Origin of the sequence: Roseicyclus amphidinii (assembly GCF_030163755.1) — a bacterium.
In the GTDB taxonomy this organism is placed as follows: domain Bacteria; phylum Pseudomonadota; class Alphaproteobacteria; order Rhodobacterales; family Rhodobacteraceae; genus Roseicyclus; species Roseicyclus amphidinii.
Map to the genome: position 1 here is coordinate 46,823 of NZ_JASJOE010000015.1, position 22,634 is coordinate 69,456.

Here is a 22,634-nt window from a genome sequence, read left to right on the forward strand (position 1 = left end):
GCCCGGACGGGGCCGCCGTGACGGGATGGGGACAGAATGGATATCGTGATGGTCGCGGCGGGGCTGGCCCTGCTGCTGGGCGGCGGCGAGGGGCTGGTGCGTGGCGGCGTGGCGCTGGCCACCCGGATGCGCCTGCCGATGGCGGTGGTGGGCGCGGTGGTGCTGGGCTTCGGCACCTCGATGCCCGAGATGCTGACCTCGGTCTCGGCGGCGCTGGCCGGTGCGCCGGGCATCGCCATCGGCAATGTGCTGGGCTCGAACATCGCCAATATCCTGCTGATCCTCGGCATCGCCGCGGTGATCGCGCCGGTGCCCGCGGGGTCGGCGGGGGGCGAGGATCGGGCGTGGCTGGCGGTGGCGACGGCGATGGGCCTTGCGGTGATCGTGATCGGCGCAAGCGTCGGGCGGGGCGAGGGCGCGCTGCTGCTGGCGGCGCTGGCGGTCTACATCTGGCGGCAGTTGGCGCGCGACTCGGCCATGGAGCCGGTGCCCGAGATCCCCGGCATGGGTGCGGCGAAGATCGCGCTCTATGTCCTTGGCGGGCTGGCCACGCTGATCGCGGGGGCCTGGCTGCTGGTCGAGGGCGCGACGGGCATCGCGCGGGCCCTTGGCATCAGCGAGACGGTGATCGGCCTGACGGTCGTCGCGGTCGGAACCTCCCTGCCGGAGCTGGCGACCAGCGTGATCGCCGCGCGCCGGGGCGAGGCGGGGTTGGCGCTTGGCAATATCCTCGGGTCGAACGTGTTCAACATCCTCGCCATCCTCGGGTTGACCGCGGTGATCGTGCCGATCCCGGTGCCGCCGGGCCTGTCGGCGGTGGACCTGGGGGCGGTGGCGGCTGCGGCGGCGCTGCTGCTTGCGCTGCTCGCCACGGGGCGGATCGGGCGGGGCGCGGGCGCGGGGTTCGTGGCGCTTTACGCGGGCTACATGGGGTGGCTGGCGCTTGGCGCTGCCTGATTTTCAGGCAAACACGCCCCGCCGACCGCGCCAGACCGCCGCGCCCCCTTGCAGGATGGGCGGCTTGGGCTAACCTTTGGCCAAGATACGCAAAGGAGTCGTGAATGCCCGATCACATCCGGTTCATCCTGCGTCACGCCGCGTTCGGCTTCGTTCTGGCGCTTGTCTTCGTCGGCATGTTGCTGGCCTTCGACGTGGCGGGCCTGTGGCATCTCGTGACCCATACCGCCGAGGGGCCGATCGCGCTGGTCGTGCTGACGGTGCTGTGCGGCATCACCTTCGGGTCGGCGCAGGTCGGCTACAAGATCATGACCATGGGCGACGAGGACGACAGCGGCCACGAGGGCGGCAAGCGCGACGCGCTTCGCAGCTTCGACGCGATCCCGGTGCCGGTGCGCAACGACCCGCCGTCGCCGCGCCGCCGCTGACGCGCCCAACCCCGCAACGCGAAACGCCGCCCCGTCAGGAGCGGCGTTTTTCGTTGCGGTATCGGTGCAGTGACGGGGACCACCCAACCGTGGAGGCGTTCATTCCCGAGGACCTGTATGTACAGGTGGGCGCCAGATAACCGAACCACGGCCCGGTCAGAGCCAGCCCCCTCGGAATTGCTTAAGGCCACCGGAATTTGCCACAGGCACGCGAAGGGCAGATCCGTCACCCCGCGAGATAGGCGCGTCCGGGCCCGCTGACAAGGGGCATGGTGCTTGCGATTGTTCGCGGATTGTTCCATCCTTGCCCCATGTCCGACGTCGCCCGCCCCCTTGACACGCTCGCCCCCGGCCAGCTTCTGGCGCGCGGTGTCTGCCGCCACCTGCGGGGGCATGATTTCGTGACGCTCGAGGAATTCACTCCCGAGCGGGGCAAGCGTCTCGACGTGATGGCACTGGGGCCGAAGGGCGAGCTTTGGGTCATCGAGTGCAAGTCGAGCCGCGCGGATTTCACCTCGGATGCGAAATGGGCGGGGTATCTGGAATGGGGCGACCGCTATTTCTGGGCGGTGGACGAGGCGTTTCCGACCGAGCTTCTGCCCGAGGGGACGGGGCTGATCGTCGCCGATGCCTATGACGCCGAGATCCTGCGCATGGGCCCCGAGACGAAACTGCCCCCCGCCCGCCGCAAGGCGGTGACGCAACGCTTCGCGCGCCACGCGGCGCTCAGGCTTCAGGCGCTGCGCGATCCGGGGCTTGGGCTTTAGGCTTTGCCCCGCGTTCGGCCCCATCCCCGGCCCCTGCGCGTGACAGCGCCAGCCGCGTGACGGGCGGGCCGATCAGCTCGAACAGGACGGTGGTGCCGACGGTCAGCGTCATGATCTGCGGGCCCCACTGCGGGAACTCCTCGGCCGCGACCAGCGCCATGCCCACGGCCACCCCCGACTGCGGCAGAAGGGCGGGGCCGATCCAGCGCCGCGTGGGCGGGGGCGCGCCCGCCAGGGTCGCACCGGTCCAGCCGCCCAGGAGCCGCGCAAGGATGCGCAGCGCGACATAGGCGAGGCCGACACCGCCGAGGGCCAGGAGCTGCTCCAGCTCCAGCACCGCGCCGGCCATCAGGAAGAACAGCAGCATCACCGGCCATTGCACATGCTCGATCTCGTGAAAGGCGCGCTCGTGGTGGCTGGCGAAATTGGCGATGACCGCCCCCGCCACCATCCCCGCCAGCAGGTAGGACACGCCCAGCCATTCGCAGAGCCCCGCGGTGAGAAAGACAAGGCCAAGGGCCTCGGCCTGAAGCGGCTCGCCCCGGCTGATGCGCCCGGTCAGCGCCGCGCCCGGCAGCCCGATCAGGAGCCCGATGGCCAGCGCGCCGAGGATGTCATGGACGGCATGGGTCATCAGCCCCGCACCCCCGGCCCCGGTCAGGCCCGCGGCGGTCACAAGGACGAGGCTGAAGATCACCAGCCCCCAGGCGTCGTCGATGGCCACGATGCCGCGGATCGCGTCGGCAAAGCGGCCCTCGGCGTCGGCTTCCCTCAGGATGTCATGCGTGGCCGCGGGCGCGGTGGCGCAGGCGATCGCGGCCAGCAGCAGCGCCAGCGCCGCGGGCACCCCGATCAGCCACAGCCCCGCGGTGACGACAAGGATCGTCGCCGCCGCGATGGACAAGGACACCGCGAGGATCAGCCGCCCGTTCAGGCGCAGCTTGTCCCGGGTCAGCGCATTGCCCAGCAGGAAGGCCACCAGCGTCAGCGCCGCGACGGAGAGGAAGGAAAACAGCGTATCGACCCCGTCCGGGATCAGTCCGAGGCCCGAGTGCCCCGCGATCACGCCAAGCGCCAGCAGCAGCGTCACCCGCGGCAGCCGCGTGCGGCGCGCAAGCAGGTCGGCGGCAAGCCCGGCGAGGAACAGCCCCCCGAGCGTCAGGAAGATCGGTGCAAGCTCCATGGCCGCGACCCTAGCGCCGCCCGGCCCCCCGGCCCTTGACCCGGATCAAGCGGATCAGCGTTTCGCCTTGCCCATCTTGCGGGCGGCGGCGGCGGCGGCGCGCAGCTCTTCGGCGATCTCTTCCGCCTCTTCGGGGTCGAAGTCGAGCGGCAGGTCCACGCCGTCCCCCTCGACATAGATGCGCACCATCCCGAGCGACGTCGGCCCGATCTGCAGGTTCGCGGCGATCTCGCTTTCGCTGTTGATGCCCATGGCCGTTGCCTCCAAAGCTGATGGCAGGAGGTAGCCGGAGATGGAGCTTTCTGCAAGCGACGTGGTGCTGGATCAGCTGCGGATCGGCGATGCGGGTTGGCTGATCATGCGCCACGCCGAAGGCTATGCCGGGGACGATGGCTTCGACGATACGTTCGAGCCGCTCGTGGCGCGCATCCTCGCCGATTTCCTTTCCGGGCACGATCCGGCCCGCGCGCGCGGCTGGATCGCGCGGGTGGGCGGGCGTCGCCTCGGCTCGATCTTCTGCGTCGAGGGGCCTGCGCCCGACACCGCGAAACTGCGGCTGTTCTACCTCGAACCCGAGGCCCGCGGCCTCGGCCTCGGGCGGCGGATGCTGGAGGAATGCCTCGGATTCGCGCGGGCCGCCGGATACCGGCGGATGACGCTCTGGACCCACGAGAGCCACCGCGCGGCCTGTGCGCTCTATGCAAAGGCCGGGTTTTCCTGCGTCCGATCAAGGCCCGTGCGCAGCTTCGGCGTCGATCTGGTCGAGCAGGAATGGACGCGCGATCTTTGACGCGCCTTGACCCCTTGCAATCGGTCGGCGCGGACGCTATCCCCGCGCTCGTGCCGGCGTAGCTCAGTTGGTTAGAGCGCCTGATTGTGGATCAGGAGGTCCCCCGTTCGAGCCGGGGCGCTGGTACCATCCCCCTCAGTCCGCGATGTCGATCTCCCGCTCGAGGGTGCGGGCGCGGCTGTCGTAGACCCGGATCACCCCGTCATCGCCGGTGATCACCGTGCGCCCGTCGATCACGCTGATGCCCACGGCCCCCACGCCTTCGGGCAGGGCAAAGGCGCCGGGGTCGATGACCATCCGCACCGGTTCGGCGTTCAACCGGATGACAAGCAGCGCCACGATGGCTAGAACGCCGAGGATCATCACCGCGGTCAGCACCGTCACCAGCGTTTTCAGGAACCGCAGGTTCGCGGGAAGCGCGCCGTCTTCATCTCCTGCCGGAGGCATCGTCATGGGCCTTGCCCCTCGTATCGTCACGGTCCTGATCGGCCCGGACCCGGCCGCCCGCCTTGATAAGGCACTGGGCGCCGCCGTGCCAGAGGCCGAGGCGCTCAGCCGCTCGCGGCTTGCCCGGCTGATCGCCGAGGGGGCGGTGCGCGTGAACGGCGCGGTGGTGACGGATGCGCGCGCCAAGCTGGCCGAGGGCGACCGCGTCGAGATCACCGTCGAGGACGCGGTCGAGAGCGACACCACCCCCGAAGCCATCCCGCTCGACATCCGCTACGAGGATGCCGACCTGATCGTCGTGAACAAGCCCGCGGGCATGGTGGTGCATCCCGCCCCCGGCTCGCCCACGGGCACGCTGGTCAACGCGCTTCTGCATCATTTCGGCGGCAAGCTCTCGGGCGTCGGCGGCGAGAAGCGACCGGGGATCGTGCATCGCATCGACAAGGACACCTCCGGCCTTCTGGTGGTGGCCAAGTCCGACGCAGCCCATCACGGGCTGGCCGACCAGTTCGCCGCCCACACGGTCGACCGCGAATACGTCGCGCTCTGCCACGGGCTGCCCGATGCCGGCGATCCGCGCCTGAAGGGCGTGCGCGGCGTCAGTTTCGAGCCGGGCGGCGTTCTGAAAATCACCACCCAGCTGGCCCGCCACAAGACCGACCGCCAGCGGCAGGCGGTGCTGTTCACCGGCGGGCGGCACGCCGTCACCCGCGTGACGGTCGAGGAACCGCTCGGGCCCGTGACCCGCGTGTCCTGTCGGCTGGAGACGGGCCGCACGCACCAGATCCGGGTTCACATGTCCCATGTGGGTCACGCGCTGGTGGGCGATCCGGTCTATGGCGGGCGGCGCAAGGTCTCGGAAAAGCAACTCGGTCCCGCGCTGGCGGCGCGGCTGAACGGGTTTCCCCGGCAGGCGCTGCATGCCGCGCGGCTGGGGTTCCGTCACCCGCTGGGCGGCGAGATGCTCGAATTCACCGCCGATCTGCCCCCCGACATGGACGACCTGCTGCAGGCGCTGCGCGACACGGGCCTGTAACCTGTGCGCACATGCACGTGAGCCCGCCGTAACGTGGCTTGCTGTTCGCGGGCCGTGGGCTCATGATCTGAACAGTTTGGTTCACTTCGGCCCTTGACGAAAAGTTAACCGGCTTTACATATACGTCAACAGGGCCTGACAGGGGGTTCAACCATGTCCAATTACGCGAAACTTCCGGCACCGTCGCCGGAGCAGGGGCTCAACCGCTACCTGCAGGAAATCCGCAAGTTCCCGATGCTGGAACCGGAACAGGAATACATGCTGGCCAAGCGCTGGGTCGAAGACGAAGACACCGGCGCGGCGCATCAGCTTGTCACCAGCCACCTGCGGCTCGCCGCCAAGATCGCCATGGGCTATCGCGGCTACGGCCTCCCGCAGGCGGAGGTGATTTCCGAGGCGAACGTGGGCCTGATGCAGGCCGTGAAGCGCTTCGACCCGGAAAAGGGCTTTCGGCTTGCGACCTACGCGATGTGGTGGATCCGCGCCTCGATCCAGGAATACATCCTGCGCTCGTGGTCGCTGGTGAAGCTCGGCACGACCTCGGCGCAGAAGAAGCTGTTCTTCAACCTGCGCAAGGCCAAGGCCCGCATCGGCGCGCTGGAGGAGGGGGATCTTCGCCCCGAGAACGTCGCGCGCATCGCCCATGACCTCGGCGTGACCGAGGACGAGGTGATCTCGATGAACCGGCGGCTCTCGGGGGGCGATGCCTCGCTCAACGCCACCATCGGGACCGAGGATGACAGCTCGACCCAGTGGCAGGACTGGCTGGAGGACGAAGACGCCGACCAGGCCACGGATTATGCCGAGCGCGAGGAATACCAGAGCCGGATGGCCCTGATGGCCGAGGCGATGGAGGTTCTGAACGAGCGCGAGCGCGACATCCTCACCCAGCGCCGGTTGCAGGACAACCCGGTCACGCTCGAAGACCTCAGCGGGGTCTATGACGTGAGCCGCGAACGCATCCGCCAGATCGAGGTGCGCGCCTTCGAGAAGCTGCAGAAGCGCATGCGCGAGCTGGCGAAAGAGCAGGGGATGCTCGCCTCGGCCTGAGGGCCGCGGATCATCCGTCGATCACAAGCGCGAGGGCCTGCCACAGCAGGTCCTCGTCTGCGTCTTCGTCGCCGCGCAGGATGACGCCCACCGCGGGCACCGCGGGCAGGACGATCACCCCCGAGGAATAGCCGATATCGCCGCCACCATGGCCGTAGACCGGGCCATAGTCCGACGTGTCAATGTCGATCCCGAGGCCATAGCCCTCGCCCAGTGGGTCTTCCAGCATCAGCGCCAGCGTCGCGGGGCCGAGCAGCCGCCGCTCGATCAGCAGCGCGCGGAAGAAGGCCGCGACCTCGGTCGCGGGGGCGATCAGCCCGCCGTCGCCGAAGCCGGGGCTGACGTAATAGCCCGAGGCGTCCCGCCCCTCGGGCGTGATCCCGGCGGCATCCTCGGGCCTGCGCGGTTCGGTGCCGAAGACGGCGCTTGCCCGCGCGCCGACCGGCTCCAGCACCAGCGCGCGCAGCGCCTGCGGGTAGGGCTGGCCGCTCGCGGCCTCCAGCACCAGCTGCGCCAGCAGGTAGTTGGTGTTGGAATAGTCGTAGTCCTCGCCCGGCGCGAACAGCGCCTCCTCCCCCTCGGCATAGGCGAGCGCGTCGCGCACGGTCCAGCCTTCGGGCTCGGCCATCAGATCCTCGGCGAAGGCGTCGTCGAGGTAATCGGGAAGCCCGCTCGTCATCGACAGCAGGTGGTCGATCCGCACGCCCTCCAGCCCGCCGAAACCCGCGACCACGTCGCCGGGCAGCCAGCGCGCGGCGGGGTCGCGGATGTCGAGGCGGCCCGCCTCGTGCAGGCGCAACAGGGCCGCGGCGAGAAAAGGCTTGCCCACCGAGGCGATGATGAAGCGGTCGCCGCCGCGCGTCTCGCGCCCGCCGGGGCGTTGCGGTCCGGTGGCCAGCGTCCATGCGCCCTCGGGCGTCCAGACATGGATCACCTGCGCCGCGCTGCGGTCGACCTCGCCCGCCAGGGCGGCAAGCGGGCCGGGCGTGTCGGCAAGGGCGGGCTGCGCGGCGGCAAGGGACAGGGCGACCAGCGGGGACAGTAGGCGGGGAAAGCGCATCGGCGGGATACTCGTCAAACCGGAACCATCGCCCGCATTATGCGGGTTGCGGGCGGGTCTGCCTATTCCCATTCTGCGCGCCGACAGCAAGGGGGCGCAGATGACAGACCATATCCGCTGGGGAATCCTCGGGGCCTCGGGCTTCGCCCGCAAGATCACCGGTCCGGCCCTGAACGAGGCGCGCCGCTCGCGGCTTGCCGCGGTCGCCACCCGTGACCCGGCGCGCGCCGCTCCCTTCGCCGAGATCGCGCCGGGGCTGACCGTGCATGACAGCTACGAGGCGCTTCTTGCCGATCCCGGCATCGACGCGGTCTATATCCCGCTGCCCAACGCGCTGCATGTGGAGTGGTCGATCCGCGCCGCCGAGGCCGGCAAGGCCGTGCTCTGCGAAAAGCCCATCGCGCTGCATGCCGCCGAGTTCGACCAGCTGATCGCCGCGCGCGAGGCGACGGGTCAGCTGATCGCCGAGGCCTGGATGCCCGCCCATCACCCGCAATGGACCATGGCGCGCGACCTGGTCGCCGCGGGCGCGCTGGGGCGGTTGCGGAGCGTGACCGGCCATTTCTGCTACGGGCTGCACGACCCCGCCAACATCCGTCTGTCCGCCGATCTTGCAGGCGGCGCGCTGCGCGACGTGGGGGTTTACCCGATCGGCGGCTTCCGCTTCGCCACGGGGCTGGAGCCGCGGGTGGTCTGGGCCGATGCGATCCGGGAAAACGGCGTGGACACCTCGGCCTGGGTGCAGGCGCAGGCGGGCGAGGTGCGCTTTGCCTTCCACGTCTCCATGCGCACGCAGCGCAGGCAGGAGATGGTGTTCGAGGGCGACGCGGGCACCCTGACCCTCACCGCCCCCTTCAACCCCGGCCAATACGCCGAGGCGCGGCTGATCCTGTCGCGCGACAGCGGCCCGACCGAGACGCACGCCTTTCCCGAGCCGCGCCAATACGCGCTCCAGGCCGAGGCGGTGGCGGCGCATCTTCTCGACGGGGCCGCTTTCCCCTATCCTCTGGAGGCCGCGCGCGGCACGCAGGTCGTGCTGGACGCGGCGTTCGAGCTGTTGGGGAGTGAGTGAGCGATGGACCGCAACGACGACGACCGGATCGAGGGGCGGCTGAACGGCGACCAGCCAAAGGCCGCGCGCGACGGCATGGGGATGCGGCTCTTGTACATGGTCATCCTGTGGCTGATGCTCAGCCTGAGCCAGACGGTGCTGACGCTGATCACCGTGGTGCAATTCGTCATCATGCTGGTGAACACCGGCCAGCGGAACCAGCGCCTTGCCGATTTCGGCACCGACCTGGGCATCTGGATGGCCAAGGCCGCGCGCTACCAGTCCGCCGCCTCCGAGGTGAAGCCCTGGCCCTGGACGGACCTCGATTGACGGTCGGTCTTGGGTATTAAGTTAGGTGAGTGAGACGTAACGAGTTCATCGATGACCGAGACTTCCGTATCGACGCCTGACCCGGCGTCCGAATTGCCCTTGGTCGTGCTGATCGGTCGGGTGCTGTGGCAGTTGAAGTGGTTTCTGCTGCTTACGTCCGGGATTTCCATTGCCCTTGAGGAACTGGATTACGGGTCCTCGAGCAGCGCCGCGCTCCTTTACGGTGCCCTCTTCGTCCTGTCCTTCGACGTCGCCCGCCACCCCGAGATCACGATACCGCGGGATTGGACATTCCGGCCTTCGATCCTGATTCCGATCCTGCTGGTGCTGGCCGTCGGGTTCATCACCGCTGGTATTCTGCTTGCGGGGGGCGCGTCGAAGTTCACGGCAAGCAACGGCGTCAACGTGATGGTGGCGGTTGCATTGGCTGTGCTCGGACCCTGGCTGGTCCGTTTCCTGGCTCCCGAGCGCACCCGCGTTCGGATCGGCTTCTTCGGGCGTCTGTGGCGGCTCGGGGTCATTGCAGGCCTTGGCGTGGTCTGGTCGGTGCTGTCCTTGCTGGTGATCGCTTACGGGGTTCCCGACGCACCTGGTGCGATTGCAATTCCGGTGGGAATCCTCCTGCGCGCGGTGGCGGATGCGGCAATCGTGGCCCATGCCACTGTCCTTGTCGCCGCCGTGTGGCCCGAGGATACCTCAGACATCACGGAAAATTCAGAGCAAAACACTCGGGATTGACATATCCGACGAAACCTCTCAGGTTTCCCTCGACCAGACCGTCGGGAGTCGATCATGCCTGTCCATTCCCCCCGTGCAAAAGACTGCACCCGCGCCCGTGACCGTGACCCTGCCCCGGTTCATCCGGCCAGCGAGCTTGTCGCCGAACTGGGCGGCGCGCTGTGCCCCTCGCTCTCGGGCCTGCTGGAGCGGTTGATCGACCGGCAGGCCGCCGATGCGGCCCGCGGGGTGCGGCCATGATCGTCTGCCACTGCACCGGCATCAGCGATGCCGACATTCACGGCGCGATCGACTGGATGCGCGCCGCCGATCCCGACACGATCATCACCCCCGGCAAGGTCTATCGCGCGCTCGGCAAGAAGGCCGATTGCGGCGGGTGCCTGCCGCTCTTCATGTCCACGATGGAGGCCTCGCCCGGCCTTGGCGTGCCCGCTGCACTGCGCGGCCTGCGCCGCCGGGGCCTGCGCGGCCGGGCGTGACGCCGGGAGCGCGAAACACGGATGTGTTCAAGCAAGCCACGGGCAAAGCCTTGTCCGGGCCAGACAGACGAAAGGAAGCCCCATGAAAGGCGACGAGAAGGTCATCGAGTATCTCAACGCGGCGCTGCGCAGCGAGTTGACGGCGGTCAGCCAGTATTGGCTGCACTACCGCCTGCAGGAGGATTGGGGCTTTGGCCGCATCGCCGAGAAGTCGCGCGCGGAAAGCATCGAGGAGATGCACCACGCCGACAAGCTGATCGCGCGGATCATCTTTCTTGGCGGGCATCCCAACCTGCAAAAGCTCGACCCGCTGCGGATCGGGGAAAGCCTCAAGGAGACGCTGGAGTCCGACCTCGCCGCCGAGCATGACGCGCGCACCCTCTATATCGAGGCGCGCGACCATTGCGAAAGCGTCAAGGATTACGTCTCGAAGGCGCTGTTCGAAGAGCTGATCGCGGACGAGGAGGGGCATATCGACTTTCTCGAAACCCAGCTCGACCTCTACGGCACGCTGGGCGATGCGAATTACGGCATGCTGCAGGCCAAACCGGCGAACGAGGTCGAGTGAGCCGGACGGGGCGGGCCGCCCCTTTGGCCTGCCCCTACTTGCGGCCTTGGCGTAGCCAGCGCAACACCGGCACCACGTCCAGAGCCGCGATGGCGAAGCCGAGCGGAAGCATCCACAGCCCCAGCACCGGCAGGAAGGCGAAGAGGCCGCCGATCATCAGGAGCAGGCCGAGCAGCAGCCGCAGGCCGGGAGGCACGCGTTGCCGCACCCGGACAAGCAGGCGCTTGGCCCGCATCCGCCACGCGCCCCAGCGCGATCCGGCTGTCCCGCGCAAGTCCATCCTGAGCAGGTCTTGCGGCCCCGCGCGCCCCTGCAGCCAATCCTGCCCGGTGTCGGCAAAGCCGCCCTTCAGGTAGCAGGCCCGCGCCGCGCCATTGGCGTGGTTCACCGTCAGCTCCACCGCCCGCGCGTCGGGATAGTGCCGCGACAGGTAGGCGGGCAGGGCCCGCACCGCCGCGGTGGCGATGCCATGGCCCTGTCGCGCGCGGTCGATCATGAAGGCGCGCAGCACGAGCGCACCGGGTGCCGCGTTGGGGATGGTCTGCCGATAGTCGCGGTCGATCTTGAACAGGCCCACGGCCACGCCGTCCGCTTCGATCACATGCAGGTCGAACCTGCCGGCGTCCTCGGCAAAAGCCTCCGCCACCGTCCCGGCAAAGACCTCCTGCTCCGGGGCCACCCGGATATGCGCCACCCGCGGCAGGTCGCCCGGCCCGAGCGGCGCAAGGGTGATCTTCACCCCTCCATCGCCTCCAGCTGGTCGATCAGCCCCTCGATCATCGACAGGCCCTTGTCCCAGAAGGCCGGGTCCGACGCATCGAGGCCGAAGGGTGCGAGCAGCTCCTTGTGGTGCTTCGAGCCGCCGGCCTTGAGCATCTCGAAATACTTCTCCTGGAAACCCGGCTCACCCTCCTCGTAGACAGCGTAAAGCGCGTTCACAAGACCGTCGCCGAAGGCATAGGCATAGACGTAGAAGGGCGAGTGGACGAAATGCGGGATATAGGCCCAGAAGGTCTCGTAGCCCTCCATGAACTCGAAGACCGGCCCGAGGCTTTCGGCCTGCACGCTCATCCACAGCGCGTTGATGTCATCCGGCGTCAGCTCTCCGCCGCGGCGCGCCTCGTGCAGCTTGCACTCGAAATCGTAGAAGGCGATCTGGCGCACGACGGTGTTGATCATGTCCTCGACCTTGCCCGCCAGCAGGACCTTGCGCGCGGCATCGTCCTTCGCCTCGGCCAGCATCTTGCGGAAGGTCAGCATCTCGCCGAAGACACTGGCGGTTTCAGCCAAGGTCAGGGGGGTTGAGGACAAAAGCTCGCCTTGGCCCGCGGCCAGCCGCTGGTGGACGCCATGGCCCAGCTCATGCGCCAGCGTCATCACGTCCCGCGGTTTGCCGAGGTAGTTGAGCATCACGTAGGGGTGGACATCGACGACGGTGGGATGCGCGAAGGCGCCGGGGGCCTTGCCCTCCTTGACGCCCGCGTCGATCCAGCCATCGGTGAAGAAGGGCTCGGCCAGCTCCGCCATGCGCGGATCGAACCCGCCATAGGCCTCTGACACGAGCTTGCGCGCCTCGTCCCAGCCGAAGACCTTCGTGGCCTCCATCGGCAAGGGCGCGTTGCGGTCCCAGACCTGCAGCGTGTCCAGCCCCAACCACTTGGCCTTCAAGGCATAATACCGATGCGACAGACGCGGATAGGCGGCGACGACCGCGTTGCGCAGCGCCTCGACCACCTCGGGCTCGACGTGGTTGGACAGGTGCCGTCCCATCTGCGGGCTGGGCAGCTTGCGCCAGCGGTCGGAGATTTCCTTCTCCTTGGCCAGCGTGTTGTGGACCCGTGCGAACAGCGGCAGCTTCTCGGCGAACCCATCGGCCAGCGCCCGCGCGCCGGCCTCGCGCTGGGCGCGGTCCTGTTCGGTGAGCAGGTTCAGCGTCGCCTCGATCCCCATGCGCTCGCCGTCGACCTCGAAAGCCATCCCCGCGATGGTCTCGTCGAACAGCTTGTTCCACGCGGACGCCCCCACAACCGACTGATCGTGCAGGAATTTCTCCAGCTCATCCGAGAGCTGGTAAGGCTTCATCGCCCGCATGCGGTCGAAGACCGGCTTGTAGCGCGCGAGCGCCGGGTCGGCGCCGAAAACGGCCGCGTAGCGGTCGTCGGGGATGCGGTTGAATTCGAGGCTGAAGAAGACCAGCGGCGTGGTGAAGCCGGTGATGCGGTCCTGCATGTCGGACATGAACTTGGCCCGCGCGGGGTCGGTCGTGTGCTGGTAATAGCGCAGCCCGGCATAGGACATGATCCGCCCGGCCACCACGTCGATCTTCTCGTAGCGGGTGATGCAGGCGAGCATCCCGGCGGTGTCGAGATCGGCCAGCTTGCCCTCGTAATCGCTTGAAAAACCGGCGCATTCCGTCTCGAGCCACTGCAGGTCCGCGGTCAGTTCGGGCGCGTCAGGCGCGGCGTAGAGGTCAGTCAGGTCCCAGACCGGCAGATCGCCCAGCGGCGCGCCCCCGGCGTCGGTGGCGGCATCGCGGGGCAGGGCGGCGGGGAAGGGAAGGGGCATGGAGAACCTCGGTTGCAAGTCGCGTTGCGAAAGATATGGACCGCCGTACCGCTGCTCTCAACCCGGAGCGGGCGGCTTATCGACATGGGGCCGGAATTGTCGCGGCGGCCCCGACCGATCCCCGACCGATCCCCGTCACACCCCGTGCACATCCCGTACACACCCCGTGCAGACGCGCGGAGGCTCAGGATTTCTTAACCCAACCACGCCAGACTGCCCCCGTTTTCCAGATCGAGACGGGGGCTGGCATGGAGATGTCGGACAAACCGCTGGGCCCACGCCAGCGGGAGCATCACTATTACATGGTCGACGCGCTGAGGCGCTTCGAATGGGACATGCACCAGCGCATCTGGCTGGACCAGCGCATCCCGGTGGAATGGCACGACATCGCCACGCGCCGCGAGCGCGACAAGATCCGGCTGACGCTGCGGGTGGATGCGGACGTGGTGAAATGGTTCCGCTCGATGGGGCCGGGGTACCAGCCGCGGATGAACGACGTGCTGCGGGCCTTCATGCATGCGAAGCTGGCGGGGCTCCTGCACGGGGAGGAGACGGTGGAGCCCTTCAAGGAGAACTGGCAGGCGCGCCAGCGGATGCCGGAGTGGGGGGATACGGAGAGGGAGCGGGCGGAGAGGAAGGCGGCAAGGGAGCGGGAGTGAGGCAAAATTTGCAAACAAGACACTCATTTTGCGGAACCATTGGTGAATTGCGTTACCTCTAAGGCTGCACAAGTAACTCACCGCTGCCCCATAACCGAACCTTTACGTAGATGCCATATGACTCCGCCTGTCGGCTTGCGCGTTGCCGATTCGGCACAGAGTAACGAAAATTTTCACTGTCAAGACATTGAGTCAAGCGTAACAATGTGTGCATAGGGAGCAAGTGGGACTTGACACAGCTGCAGAAGCGAGTCGCAACAGTCTCGAGTAGGAGGATGACCATGAACGAGAATGGCAAGACCAAGCTCCATTCTCTGCTTTTCAGAGGCGACACCACGCTAGTGAACATCAAGTTGTTCCCTGGCACCGGACGAGAATTGTCTGCGGACATTCTCGGCGGCGCGGCGGCCAACGCCATAGGAGATGCTGCAGACGCGTGGCTTAACGGCTTACCAAGTCAGTCGCCAACTAGCGGGGAGCAACGACGGCCACTGTTGGCTTGAAGCGTTGCAAAGATATCAATATGTAGTGAAGGCCCAGCATCGGTTGGGCCTTTTTCGTTAGGAAGACTAGATGTTGCGTGAACTGATTGAACACTTCTCGGAAGTGGAAGAGTTACCCATCGAAATTGATGATATCGTAGCGAAGATCATGGATCTTGGCTTTCAAGATGAAATCTTTCTTTTTGGTGCGGATACAGACCCCACTCAAGTTCGAGGTGCTTTTCATCAATTCACATATCGAGATGGCGTCTACGCAGACCCACGCCTTGTGACTCATATCGTTTACTCTCAAAGAGTTAGCTTGCCTTGGCAGCGGGTCATCTGTGCCAAAGAGTTAGTGCACATATTTGATCCCCTCGCAGCAAAGACTGATACGGAGGAAGAAGCCAGTCTTCTTCTCGACCGGCTGGTTGGACCGCTTTCAAGTGAAGACTATGGAATGGTCGATCTCCAAGCTGCTAAGGACAGACTTGCCCTTTACCAAGCGCTCCCTCTTCTTTTGCCGCATAAGGCCCTAACAATAGCACGTGATGCAGTTCAAGCAGATCGCGCGACGGTAGAGCAGGTTGCCACGTGGGCTTGCCTGCCGGCAGAGTTTGTCAGGCTTATGTTGAGCGATGATTGGCGAGAACTAAACGGAGTTCTTTCGGACTTGTAGTTCTGAGGAGAAGGCAATCCCTTTTTTCGCCAACGTCTTGATCGAAGCTGTAGTTCCATAACGTAGCCACTCCAAATAGCACCATTGCTCTTGGTGTGCAGCCTGCTCGCTACCCAAAGCTTGAGTAGCACTACCCCTGCAACGACCTCACCCCCAACTCCCCTTCCCGGCTCGCGCGCATCGCCTGCGCCGCGGCGTGGCTGGCCGCCAGCGTCGTGAAATAGGGGATCTTGTCGGCCAGCGTGACCGCGCGCATGGAGCGGCTGTCCTCGACCGCCTGCGCGCCCTCGGTCGTGTTCAGCACCAGCTGCACGCCGCCGTCCTTGATGATGTCGACCACGGTGCGGCCGCCCTCGTAGGCCTTGTTCACGATTTCTGAAGGAATTCCGTGTTCCTTGAGGAAATCGGCGGTCCCGCGGGTCGCCAGGATGGTCATTCCCAGCGAACGGAGGGTCTCGGCGGTTTCAACAAGCAACGCGCCCTTGTCGGCGTCCTTGAGCGAGATGAAGACGGTGCCCGCCTCGGGCAGCACCGTGCCCGCGCCCAGCTGCGCCTTGAGAAACGCGCGGGCGAAGCTGCGGTCCCAGCCCATGACCTCGCCGGTCGAGCGCATCTCGGGCCCGAGCAGCGTGTCGACGCCGGGGAAGCGGGCGAAGGGGAGGACCGCCTCCTTCACCGAGTACCAGGGCGTGCGGTAGGAGGCGAGCGAGAGCGGGTCGCCCATGGGGATCACCGTGTCGTCATCGACGGGCTTGTGCGGTGCGGCCTGCGGGAAGGCCGAGAGCTTCTCGCCCGCCATGAGCCGCGCGGCGATGGAGGCGATGGCGCTGTCCGTCGCCTTGGCGACGAAGGGCACGGTGCGCGAGGCGCGGGGGTTCACCTCGATCAGGTAGATCTCGTCTTCGCCTGCGTCATTGGCCTTGACGGCGAATTGCACGTTCATCAGGCCGACGACGTTGAGAGCATGGGCCAGCGCCTCGGTCTGGCGGATGATCTCGGCCTGGATGGCATCGGACAGCGTGTGGGGGGGCAGCGAGCAGGCGCTGTCGCCGGAGTGGACGCCGGCCTCCTCGATGTGCTGCATGATGCCCGCGACATGGACGGCCTCGCCGTCGCAAAGCGCGTCGACATCCACCTCGACCGCGCCGTCGAGATAGCTGTCGAGCAGGACCGGGCTGTCGCCCGAGACGACGACGGCGTCGCGGATGTAGCGGTCGAGCTGGGCGGTGTCGCGGACGATCTCCATCGCGCGGCCGCCGAGCACGTAGGAGGGGCGGATCACCAGCGGGTAGCCCAGCGTTTCGGCGGCGGCTTTCGCCTGCGCGTCGGTGGTGGCGATGGCGTTGCGGGGCTGTTTCAGCCCGAGGCGCTGGACGAGTTGCTGGAACCGCTCGCGGTCCTCGGCGAGGTCGATGGCGTCGGGGGTGGTCCCGAGGATGGGGATGCCCGCGTCATGCAGCGCGTTGGCGAGTTTCAGGGGCGTCTGGCCGCCGAACTGGACGATGACGCCGTGCAGCGTGCCGCGCGCCTGTTCGACGCGGAGGATCTCCATCACGTGTTCGAAGGTGAGCGGTTCGAAATAGAGCCGGTCGGAGGTGTCGTAGTCGGTCGAGACGGTCTCGGGGTTGCAGTTGACCATGATGGTCTCGTAGCCGACATCCGACAGCGCGAAACAGGCGTGGCAGCAGCAATAGTCGAATTCGATCCCCTGGCCGATGCGGTTGGGGCCGCCGCCGAGGATCACCACCTTCTTGCGGTCGCTGGGGCGCGCCTCGCATTCGGGCTCGCCCATGGTGGGGTGTTCGTAGGTGGAATACATGTAGGGCGTCTGCGCCTCGAACTCGGCGGCGCAGGTGTCGATGCGCTTGAACTGGGCCGTGATGCCGAGGTTCAGGCGGGCGCGGCGGATGTTGCTTTCCTCGCGGCCCGTGAGCTTGGCCAGCCGGGCGTCGGTGAAGCCCATCATCTTGAGCGCGCGCAGGCCGTCCTCGGTGACCGGCAGGCCGTCGCGTTTCACGCGGGCCTCGGTCTCGACGATCTCGCGGATGCGGGCGAGGAACCAGGGGTCGAATTTCGTGACCGCGTGGATCTGGTCGTCGCTCAGGCCGTGGCGCATGGCCTGGGCGATGATGCGCAGGCGGTCGGGGGTCTGCTTGGAGAGCGCCTTGGTGATCGAGGCGGCGTCGGGCGCGCCGGGGATCTCGATCTCGTCAAAGCCGGTCAGGCCGGTTTCCATGGAGGCCAGGGCCTTTTGCACGCTCTCGTGGAAGGAGCGGCCGATCGCCATGGCCTCGCCCACGGATTTCATCGCGGTGGTCAGCGTCGGTTCGGAGCCGGGGAATTTCTCGAAGGCGAAGCGGGGGATCTTGGTGACGACATAGTCGATGGTCGGCTCGAAGCTGGCGGGCGTGACCTTGGTGATGTCGTTGTCCAGCTCGTCGAGCGTGTAGCCGATGGCGAGTTTCGCGGCGATCTTGGCGATGGGAAAGCCGGTGGCTTTCGACGCGAGGGCGGAGGAGCGCGACACGCGGGGGTTCATCTCGATGACGACCATGCGGCCGTCGGCGGGGTTCACCGCCCACTGCACGTTGGAGCCGCCGGTCTCCACCCCGATCTCGCGCAGCACGGCGATGGAGCCGTTGCGCATGATCTGGTATTCCTTGTCGGTCAGCGTCAGCGCGGGCGCTACGGTGATGCTGTCGCCGGTGTGCACGCCCATCGGGTCCACGTTCTCGATGGAACAGACGATGATGGCGTTGTCCGCGCGGTCGCGGACGACCTCCATCTCGTATTCCTTCCAGCCGAGGAGCGACTCGTCGACGAGGATCTGCGCGACGGGAGATGCCTCCATCCCCGTGCGGCAGTAGTATTCGTACTCCTCGCGGTTGTAGGCGACGCCGCCGCCGGTGCCGCCCAGGGTGAAGGCGGGGCGGATGATGGCGGGAAGGCCGACGTATTCGATGGCGTCCATGGCCTGCTGCAGGCCCGCCTTGATGTCGTATTTGCCGTTCGCGCCCTTGGGGGCGGAGATGATGGTGGCCTTGGGGTTCTCCAGCCCGATGCGGTCCATCGCCTCGCGGAACAGCTTGCGGTCCTCGGCCATTTCGATGGCCTCGCGCTTGGCGCCGATCATCTCGACCCCGAATTTCGCCAGCACGCCCATTTCCTCGAGCGCGAGCGAGGTGTTGAGGCCGGTCTGGCCGCCCATCGTCGGCAGAAGCGCGTCGGGGCGTTCCTTTTCGATGATGCGGGCCACGACCTCGGGGGTGATCGGCTCGATATAGGTGGCGTCGGCGAGGCCCGGGTCGGTCATGATCGTCGCCGGGTTCGAGTTGACGAGGATCACGCGATAGCCTTCCTCGCGCAGGGCCTTGCAGGCCTGTGCGCCGGAATAGTCGAACTCGCAGGCCTGGCCGATGACGATGGGCCCCGCGCCGATGATCATGATCGAGCGGATATCGGTTCTTTTCGGCATGTCGTCCCCCGGATGAGCGGCCCCGGCGCGTGGGCGGCGGGCAAACTGTCGGCGTTATAGTCAGGGGGGTGCGAGGTGCAAGGGGCGAACCCAGCCTTTTGCAAAAGGCTGGCCAGAGCCTTGCAAGGCTCTGGGGCAGGGTCTTGCAAGACCCTGCGGCACGGGTTCAGCGGTGGCGCGTCATTCGGCCGCCTGCATCCGCCGCTCTGCGGAGGCCGGGTAGAGGTAGTCGCGGGTGAGCGGAACGGCCTGCTGCCGCTTGGCGAGTTGCACCTGGAAGACGCATTGCCGGTTGTGGCGGAAGGTGTGTTCGCTGGCCTTGAGGTAGTAGCGCCACATCCGGCAGAAGCGGTCATCGTAGAGCGCGCGTGCCGCCTCCTCGTTCGCGGTGAAGCGGTCGTGCCAGTGGCGGAGCGTTTCGGCATAGTGCAGGCGCCAGACCTCGATGTCGGTGGGGTAGAGATCGGCCTGTTCGACGGCCGCCGAGACCTCGGAGAGCGAGGGGCAGTAGCCGCCGGGGAAGATGTATTTCGTGATCCACGGGCTTGTCGCGCCGGGCGGCGCGGTGCGCCCGATGGTGTGGATCAGCGCGATGCCGTCCTCGGTCAGCCGGTCGCGGACCACGTCGAAATATTCGCCGTAATGCGGCGCGCCGACATGTTCGAACATCCCGATCGAGACGATCCGGTCGAACCGGCCGCGGACCGAGCGGTAATCGCGCAGCTCGAAGCGGACGCGGTCCGACAGGCCGGCACGGGCGGCGCGGTCGGTGGCGCGTTTGTGCTGTTCCTCGGACAGCGTGACGCCCAGCACCTTGACGCCGTAGTCCTGCGCGAGCGTCAGCGCCATGCCGCCCCAGCCGCAGCCGATCTCGAAGACCTCCATCCCCGGCTCGAGGCAGAGCTTGCCCGCGATATGGTGTTTCTTGGCCGCCTGCGCCTGTTCGAGGCTCATGTCGGGCCGGGCGAAATAGGCGCAGGAATATTGCCGGTCGGCGTCGAGGAAGAGGTCGTAGAGCGCGCCCGAGAGGTCGTAGTGATGGGCCACGTTCGCGCGCGCGCGATGGGCGGGGTTGTTCTGGTCGATCCAGCGTTTCCATGTGCGAAGGCGGGTGGACCACCTGCGCCACCACGCGCGGCTGGCGGCCGCGTTGCGGATGATCACCGTGAAGAAGGCGTCGAGGTCGTCGCCCTCGATCCGTGCGGTGCCGTCCATGTAGGCCTCGCCCAGGGCCAGCTCGGTGGACAGGACCAGCCGCCGCGGCAAGGCCGGGTCGGTCAGGGTCAGGTGAACATCCGCCCTGTCCCCCGGCCCGTATCGTCGCGTCGTGCCGTCGGGGTAGGTCAGGTCGAGTGCGCCGAGCGTGAAGAACTGGCGCAGCATTCGGTCAAGAACACGGTCCCACATCGCGTTATCCCCTCGCGTTCGTGGCCTGCGTGATACCTGCGGCCAACAGTTTGCAATAAAATGGTTAACGAGGGAAGGGGGCGGGTGTTGCGGTGGCTGGGCTTGATCTGTGTCAATCAAGGTTTACAGGTTTTGTGATCTGATTTCCTGACACACAGCGGGGAGCCAGCCATGCGAATCTGTCTTATCCATCCCAACTATCACTCCGGGGGGGCCGAGATTGCAGGGAACTGGCCGCCGGCCTGGGTCGCCTATATCGCGGGGTCGCTGAAGGCGGCGGGCTATACGGACGTGCATTTCATCGACGCGATGACCGACCACCTGAGCCCTGACCAGTTGCGGGTGAAGCTGGCCGAGATGCAGCCCGACGTGGTGGGCACGACGGCGATCACGCCCTCGATCTACGTGGCCGAGGAGACGCTGGCGGTGGCCAAGGAGGTGCTGCCGAAGGTGCGCACGATCCTGGGCGGCATCCACGCGACCTTCATGTACAAGCAGGTTCTGTCGGAGGCTGACGGCATCGACGTGATCGTGCGGGGCGAGGGCGAGGAGATCATCGTCGAGCTGATCCGCGCGATGGACGAGGGGCGCTGGCCCGCCGAGCGCGCCTCGATCAAGGGGCTGGCCTACCGCGATGGCGAGGAGATCGTGGCGACGCCTGCGGCCTCGACCGTGAAGGACCTGGACGCGATCACGCCGGACTGGTCGCTGTTGAAGTGGGACAGCTACATCTACGTGCCCTTGGGCGTGAAGGTGGCGATCCCGAACATGGCGCGGGGCTGTCCGTTTACCTGTTCCTTCTGTTCGCAATGGAAATTCTGGCGCGATTACCGCGTGCGCGACCCGATCAAGGTGGTGGACGAGATCGAGACCCTCGTGAACGAGCACGGGGTGGGGTTCTTCATCCTCGCCGATGAGGAACCGACGATCAACCGGCGCAAGTTCATCCAGTTTTGCGAGGAGCTGATCAGGCGCGACCTGCCGCGCCGCGTGCAATGGGGGATCAACACGCGGGTGACGGATATCTACCGCGACCGTGAGTTGCTTAAGTTCTACCGCTCGGCGGGGCTGGTGCATATCTCGCTCGGGACCGAGGCCGCGGCGCAGCTGAAGCTCGACCAGTTCAACAAGGAGACCAAGGTCGAGGAGAACAAGGAGGCGATCCGCCTCTTGCGCGAGGCCGATATCTTCACCGAGGCGCAGTTCATCGTGGGGCTCGACAACGAGACGCCCGAGACGCTGGAAGAGACCTACAGGATGGCCTGGGACTGGCAGCCGGACCTGGCCAACTGGGCGATGTACACGCCCTGGCCCTTCACGCCGCTGTTCCAGGAGCTGGGCGACAAGGTCGAGATCTTCGATTTCTCGAAATACAATTTCGTGACGCCGATCATGAAGCCCGAGGCGATGGACCGCGACGAGTTGCTGGACCGGGTGATGAACAATTACCGGCGGTTCTATTCGAAAAAGGCGCTGTTCCATTACCCGTGGCGCGGCACGGGGTATCGGCGGCGCTACCTGCTGGGATGTCTCAAGGCCTTCATGAAGGCCGGGTTCGCGCGGCAGTTCTATGACCTGGGCAAGGTCGATTACTGGGGGCCGCAGTCGAAGGGGAAGTTGAATTTCAACTTCGACCGGACGCGGACCATCGCGCAGGCGCAGACGGAGGATTGGCAATCCAAGCAGGATATCGCAGCCCAGAAGCGGGCGGCGAAGATGTCGAGAAACGGCGAATTCCTGATGCCGAACGGGGCGGTGGCGGGGCGAGACCCTGCGTCCAGCGAGGGGGTCGCGCAAGAAAGCGTCAAGGCCTGCGGCGGGGGGACCGAGCAGATGCGCGAGGACCGCGTCACGGAACCGGCGGAGTAGCGCGCGATGGCTGGGGCGGGTTCCAGGATCGGGCCGAACGCGATCCTGCAGCTGGTGCCGGTGCTGGAGGATGCGGCGGGGCGTGACGTGGCAGCCCATGTGCTGGCGATGGCGGGTGTCTTCGAGTTGCCCGACCCGGCGGCGGGCCTGATCGACGAGGCCCCCGCGGCGCGGTTGCACCAGGCGATGCGGCTGGAGCTGCCCGAGGTGGCCCCGATGCTGGCGCGCGAGGCGGGTTGGCGGACGGGGGAGTATATCCTCGCCCATCGCATCCCGAAGGGGGCACAGCGGCTGCTGCGGGTCTTGCCCGCGCGGCTGGCGGTGCCGATCCTGTCAAAGGCGATCGCGAAACACGCCTGGACCTTTTGCGGGTCGGGGGCGTTCCGGCTGGTGTCCACCTGGCCCGCGGTCTTCGAGATCGCGGACAACCCGGTGGTGCGGGGGGAACGCTCCGACGTGCCGCTCTGCCATTGGCATGCGGCGGTCTTCGAGCGGTTGTTCTCGGCTCTCTGCGGCCCGCGCTGGCGGGCGGTGGAAACCCAGTGTTGCGCGCAGGGGCGCGCGGCCTGCCGGTTCGAGCTGGTCCGCGCGGCGCGCGAGGGCTGAGGCGGCCC

At 66.9% G+C, this 22,634-nt stretch carries 24 protein-coding genes and 1 tRNA gene; 17 read left to right on the forward strand and 8 right to left on the reverse strand.

Features of this window, described 5'->3' with window-relative positions; genetic code table 11:
• Positions 1 to 36: 36 nt before the first annotated feature.
• From QQK83_RS07350 to QQK83_RS07360, 3 genes are all read left to right on the forward strand, one after another.
• Positions 37 to 957 carry a calcium/sodium antiporter gene (locus QQK83_RS07350; protein WP_284263067.1) on the forward strand — a complete coding sequence of 307 codons (921 nt, stop codon included), beginning with the start codon at positions 37 to 39 and terminating at the stop codon, positions 955 to 957.
• A 104-nt stretch (positions 958 to 1,061) separates the two neighbouring features.
• A complete protein-coding gene (locus tag QQK83_RS07355) occupies positions 1,062 to 1,385 on the forward strand; it encodes a hypothetical protein (RefSeq protein WP_284263069.1) in 324 nt (107 codons plus the stop codon).
• Positions 1,386 to 1,696: 311 nt separating this feature from the next.
• Positions 1,697 to 2,152, forward strand: coding sequence for an MmcB family DNA repair protein (locus QQK83_RS07360; RefSeq protein ID WP_284263071.1), 456 nt, complete (start codon positions 1,697 to 1,699; stop codon positions 2,150 to 2,152).
• Here the strand turns inward: QQK83_RS07360 and QQK83_RS07365 are convergent.
• Together QQK83_RS07365 and QQK83_RS07370 are read right to left on the reverse strand one after the other, a co-directional pair.
• Positions 2,112 to 3,335, reverse strand: a complete 1,224-nt coding sequence (locus tag QQK83_RS07365) for a cation:proton antiporter (protein ID WP_284263073.1) — start codon at positions 3,333 to 3,335, stop codon at positions 2,112 to 2,114. The two genes, QQK83_RS07360 and QQK83_RS07365, sit on opposite strands and share 41 nt — an antisense overlap.
• Positions 3,336 to 3,389: 54 nt before the next feature.
• On the reverse strand, positions 3,390 to 3,587 hold the full coding sequence (locus tag QQK83_RS07370; RefSeq protein ID WP_284263075.1) for a DUF6324 family protein: 198 nt from the start codon (positions 3,585 to 3,587) through the stop codon (positions 3,390 to 3,392).
• Between the two features lie 40 nt (positions 3,588 to 3,627).
• Between QQK83_RS07370 and QQK83_RS07375 the strand changes: the two genes are divergently transcribed.
• The gene (locus QQK83_RS07375) at positions 3,628 to 4,125 is read left to right on the forward strand and encodes a GNAT family N-acetyltransferase (RefSeq protein ID WP_284263077.1); all 498 of its coding nucleotides are present in this window, start codon (positions 3,628 to 3,630) and stop codon (positions 4,123 to 4,125) included.
• A gap of 52 nt (positions 4,126 to 4,177) precedes the next feature.
• A tRNA-His gene (locus QQK83_RS07380) sits at positions 4,178 to 4,254 on the forward strand.
• 6 nt (positions 4,255 to 4,260) lie between these two features.
• On the opposite strand, the gene QQK83_RS07385 is transcribed toward QQK83_RS07380, so the two are convergent.
• Positions 4,261 to 4,578: a DUF6476 family protein gene (locus tag QQK83_RS07385; RefSeq protein ID WP_284263079.1), complete on the reverse strand. Its 318-nt coding sequence runs from the start codon at positions 4,576 to 4,578 to the stop codon at positions 4,261 to 4,263.
• Here QQK83_RS07385 and QQK83_RS07390 point away from each other — a divergent pair.
• Both QQK83_RS07390 and rpoH read left to right on the forward strand, forming a co-directional pair.
• Positions 4,577 to 5,608 (forward strand): RluA family pseudouridine synthase, encoded by a 1,032-nt coding sequence (locus QQK83_RS07390; protein WP_284263081.1) that lies wholly within the window; start codon positions 4,577 to 4,579, stop codon positions 5,606 to 5,608. The genes QQK83_RS07385 and QQK83_RS07390 overlap by 2 nt on opposite strands.
• A 153-nt stretch (positions 5,609 to 5,761) precedes the next feature.
• A complete protein-coding gene (gene rpoH, locus QQK83_RS07395; protein ID WP_284263083.1) occupies positions 5,762 to 6,658 on the forward strand; it encodes an RNA polymerase sigma factor RpoH in 897 nt (298 codons plus the stop codon).
• Between the two features lie 10 nt (positions 6,659 to 6,668).
• Here the strand turns inward: rpoH and QQK83_RS07400 are convergent, their stop codons facing one another.
• Positions 6,669 to 7,718: a serine hydrolase domain-containing protein gene (locus tag QQK83_RS07400; RefSeq protein WP_284263085.1), complete on the reverse strand. Its 1,050-nt coding sequence runs from the start codon at positions 7,716 to 7,718 to the stop codon at positions 6,669 to 6,671.
• 100 nt (positions 7,719 to 7,818) lie between these two features.
• Between QQK83_RS07400 and QQK83_RS07405 the strand changes: the two genes are divergently transcribed.
• From QQK83_RS07405 to bfr, 6 genes are all read left to right on the forward strand, one after another.
• Positions 7,819 to 8,790, forward strand: coding sequence for a Gfo/Idh/MocA family protein (locus QQK83_RS07405; RefSeq protein ID WP_284263088.1), 972 nt, complete (start codon positions 7,819 to 7,821; stop codon positions 8,788 to 8,790).
• A gap of 3 nt (positions 8,791 to 8,793) precedes the next feature.
• On the forward strand, positions 8,794 to 9,099 hold the full coding sequence (locus tag QQK83_RS07410; protein WP_284263090.1) for a DUF4389 domain-containing protein: 306 nt from the start codon (positions 8,794 to 8,796) through the stop codon (positions 9,097 to 9,099).
• Positions 9,100 to 9,150: 51 nt separating this feature from the next.
• Positions 9,151 to 9,837 carry a hypothetical protein gene (locus tag QQK83_RS07415; RefSeq protein ID WP_284263092.1) on the forward strand — a complete coding sequence of 229 codons (687 nt, stop codon included), beginning with the start codon at positions 9,151 to 9,153 and terminating at the stop codon, positions 9,835 to 9,837.
• A gap of 54 nt (positions 9,838 to 9,891) precedes the next feature.
• Positions 9,892 to 10,077: a hypothetical protein gene (locus tag QQK83_RS07420; protein WP_284263093.1), complete on the forward strand. Its 186-nt coding sequence runs from the start codon at positions 9,892 to 9,894 to the stop codon at positions 10,075 to 10,077.
• Positions 10,074 to 10,316, forward strand: a complete 243-nt coding sequence (locus tag QQK83_RS07425) for a (2Fe-2S)-binding protein (protein ID WP_284263094.1) — start codon at positions 10,074 to 10,076, stop codon at positions 10,314 to 10,316. The genes QQK83_RS07420 and QQK83_RS07425 overlap by 4 nt, the downstream gene beginning before the upstream one ends.
• 82 nt (positions 10,317 to 10,398) lie before the next feature.
• On the forward strand, positions 10,399 to 10,884 hold the full coding sequence (gene bfr, locus QQK83_RS07430; RefSeq protein ID WP_284263096.1) for a bacterioferritin: 486 nt from the start codon (positions 10,399 to 10,401) through the stop codon (positions 10,882 to 10,884).
• A 34-nt stretch (positions 10,885 to 10,918) separates the two neighbouring features.
• On the opposite strand, the gene QQK83_RS07435 is transcribed toward bfr, so the two are convergent.
• Together QQK83_RS07435 and QQK83_RS07440 are read right to left on the reverse strand one after the other, a co-directional pair.
• Complete coding sequence (locus QQK83_RS07435; RefSeq protein WP_284263097.1) at positions 10,919 to 11,623, reverse strand: GNAT family N-acetyltransferase; 705 nt, start codon at positions 11,621 to 11,623, stop codon at positions 10,919 to 10,921.
• Positions 11,620 to 13,449 (reverse strand): M3 family oligoendopeptidase, encoded by a 1,830-nt coding sequence (locus QQK83_RS07440; RefSeq protein ID WP_284263100.1) that lies wholly within the window; start codon positions 13,447 to 13,449, stop codon positions 11,620 to 11,622. Before QQK83_RS07440 ends, QQK83_RS07435 begins: the two co-directional genes overlap by 4 nt.
• Before the next feature lie 248 nt (positions 13,450 to 13,697).
• Here QQK83_RS07440 and QQK83_RS07445 point away from each other — a divergent pair, with 248 nt between their 5' ends.
• Together QQK83_RS07445 and QQK83_RS07450 are read left to right on the forward strand one after the other, a co-directional pair.
• Positions 13,698 to 14,108: a BrnA antitoxin family protein gene (locus QQK83_RS07445; protein ID WP_284263102.1), complete on the forward strand. Its 411-nt coding sequence runs from the start codon at positions 13,698 to 13,700 to the stop codon at positions 14,106 to 14,108.
• Between the two features lie 573 nt (positions 14,109 to 14,681).
• Positions 14,682 to 15,269 carry a hypothetical protein gene (locus tag QQK83_RS07450; RefSeq protein WP_284263104.1) on the forward strand — a complete coding sequence of 196 codons (588 nt, stop codon included), beginning with the start codon at positions 14,682 to 14,684 and terminating at the stop codon, positions 15,267 to 15,269.
• A gap of 130 nt (positions 15,270 to 15,399) precedes the next feature.
• Here the strand turns inward: QQK83_RS07450 and carB are convergent, their stop codons facing one another.
• On the reverse strand, positions 15,400 to 18,744 hold the full coding sequence (carB, locus tag QQK83_RS07455) for a carbamoyl-phosphate synthase large subunit (protein WP_284263107.1): 3,345 nt from the start codon (positions 18,742 to 18,744) through the stop codon (positions 15,400 to 15,402).
• A gap of 180 nt (positions 18,745 to 18,924) precedes the next feature.
• The gene (locus QQK83_RS07460; protein WP_284263109.1) at positions 18,925 to 20,151 is read right to left on the reverse strand and encodes an SAM-dependent methyltransferase; all 1,227 of its coding nucleotides are present in this window, start codon (positions 20,149 to 20,151) and stop codon (positions 18,925 to 18,927) included.
• A gap of 171 nt (positions 20,152 to 20,322) precedes the next feature.
• Between QQK83_RS07460 and bchE the strand changes: the two genes are divergently transcribed.
• Together bchE and bchJ are read left to right on the forward strand one after the other, a co-directional pair.
• The gene (gene bchE, locus QQK83_RS07465) at positions 20,323 to 22,020 is read left to right on the forward strand and encodes a magnesium-protoporphyrin IX monomethyl ester anaerobic oxidative cyclase (protein WP_284263111.1); all 1,698 of its coding nucleotides are present in this window, start codon (positions 20,323 to 20,325) and stop codon (positions 22,018 to 22,020) included.
• 6 nt (positions 22,021 to 22,026) lie between these two features.
• Positions 22,027 to 22,626, forward strand: a complete 600-nt coding sequence (gene bchJ / locus QQK83_RS07470; protein WP_284263113.1) for a bacteriochlorophyll 4-vinyl reductase — start codon at positions 22,027 to 22,029, stop codon at positions 22,624 to 22,626.
• Positions 22,627 to 22,634: the final 8 nt, after the last annotated feature.

Bases quoted from the DNA above. Each gene is read 5' to 3' on its own strand.
- QQK83_RS07360 (WP_284263071.1), top strand. From the start codon at position 1,697: ATGTCCGACGTCGCCCGCCCCCTTGACACGCTCGCCCCCGGCCAGCTT.
- QQK83_RS07400 (WP_284263085.1), bottom strand. From the start codon at position 7,718: ATGCGCTTTCCCCGCCTACTGTCCCCGCTGGTCGCCCTGTCCCTTGCC.
- QQK83_RS07445 (WP_284263102.1), top strand. From the start codon at position 13,698: ATGGAGATGTCGGACAAACCGCTGGGCCCACGCCAGCGGGAGCATCAC.
- QQK83_RS07365 (WP_284263073.1), bottom strand. From the start codon at position 3,335: ATGGAGCTTGCACCGATCTTCCTGACGCTCGGGGGGCTGTTCCTCGCC.
- QQK83_RS07425 (WP_284263094.1), top strand. From the start codon at position 10,074: ATGATCGTCTGCCACTGCACCGGCATCAGCGATGCCGACATTCACGGC.
- QQK83_RS07415 (WP_284263092.1), top strand. From the start codon at position 9,151: ATGACCGAGACTTCCGTATCGACGCCTGACCCGGCGTCCGAATTGCCC.
- QQK83_RS07460 (WP_284263109.1), bottom strand. From the start codon at position 20,151: ATGTGGGACCGTGTTCTTGACCGAATGCTGCGCCAGTTCTTCACGCTC.
- bfr (WP_284263096.1), top strand. From the start codon at position 10,399: ATGAAAGGCGACGAGAAGGTCATCGAGTATCTCAACGCGGCGCTGCGC.
- carB (WP_284263107.1), bottom strand. From the start codon at position 18,744: ATGCCGAAAAGAACCGATATCCGCTCGATCATGATCATCGGCGCGGGG.
- QQK83_RS07350 (WP_284263067.1), top strand. From the start codon at position 37: ATGGATATCGTGATGGTCGCGGCGGGGCTGGCCCTGCTGCTGGGCGGC.
- QQK83_RS07390 (WP_284263081.1), top strand. From the start codon at position 4,577: ATGGGCCTTGCCCCTCGTATCGTCACGGTCCTGATCGGCCCGGACCCG.
- QQK83_RS07450 (WP_284263104.1), top strand. From the start codon at position 14,682: ATGTTGCGTGAACTGATTGAACACTTCTCGGAAGTGGAAGAGTTACCC.
- QQK83_RS07405 (WP_284263088.1), top strand. From the start codon at position 7,819: ATGACAGACCATATCCGCTGGGGAATCCTCGGGGCCTCGGGCTTCGCC.
- bchE (WP_284263111.1), top strand. From the start codon at position 20,323: ATGCGAATCTGTCTTATCCATCCCAACTATCACTCCGGGGGGGCCGAG.
- QQK83_RS07410 (WP_284263090.1), top strand. From the start codon at position 8,794: ATGGACCGCAACGACGACGACCGGATCGAGGGGCGGCTGAACGGCGAC.
- bchJ (WP_284263113.1), top strand. From the start codon at position 22,027: ATGGCTGGGGCGGGTTCCAGGATCGGGCCGAACGCGATCCTGCAGCTG.
- QQK83_RS07375 (WP_284263077.1), top strand. From the start codon at position 3,628: ATGGAGCTTTCTGCAAGCGACGTGGTGCTGGATCAGCTGCGGATCGGC.
- rpoH (WP_284263083.1), top strand. From the start codon at position 5,762: ATGTCCAATTACGCGAAACTTCCGGCACCGTCGCCGGAGCAGGGGCTC.
- QQK83_RS07355 (WP_284263069.1), top strand. From the start codon at position 1,062: ATGCCCGATCACATCCGGTTCATCCTGCGTCACGCCGCGTTCGGCTTC.
- QQK83_RS07370 (WP_284263075.1), bottom strand. From the start codon at position 3,587: ATGGGCATCAACAGCGAAAGCGAGATCGCCGCGAACCTGCAGATCGGG.
- QQK83_RS07440 (WP_284263100.1), bottom strand. From the start codon at position 13,449: ATGCCCCTTCCCTTCCCCGCCGCCCTGCCCCGCGATGCCGCCACCGAC.
- QQK83_RS07420 (WP_284263093.1), top strand. From the start codon at position 9,892: ATGCCTGTCCATTCCCCCCGTGCAAAAGACTGCACCCGCGCCCGTGAC.
- QQK83_RS07385 (WP_284263079.1), bottom strand. From the start codon at position 4,578: ATGACGATGCCTCCGGCAGGAGATGAAGACGGCGCGCTTCCCGCGAAC.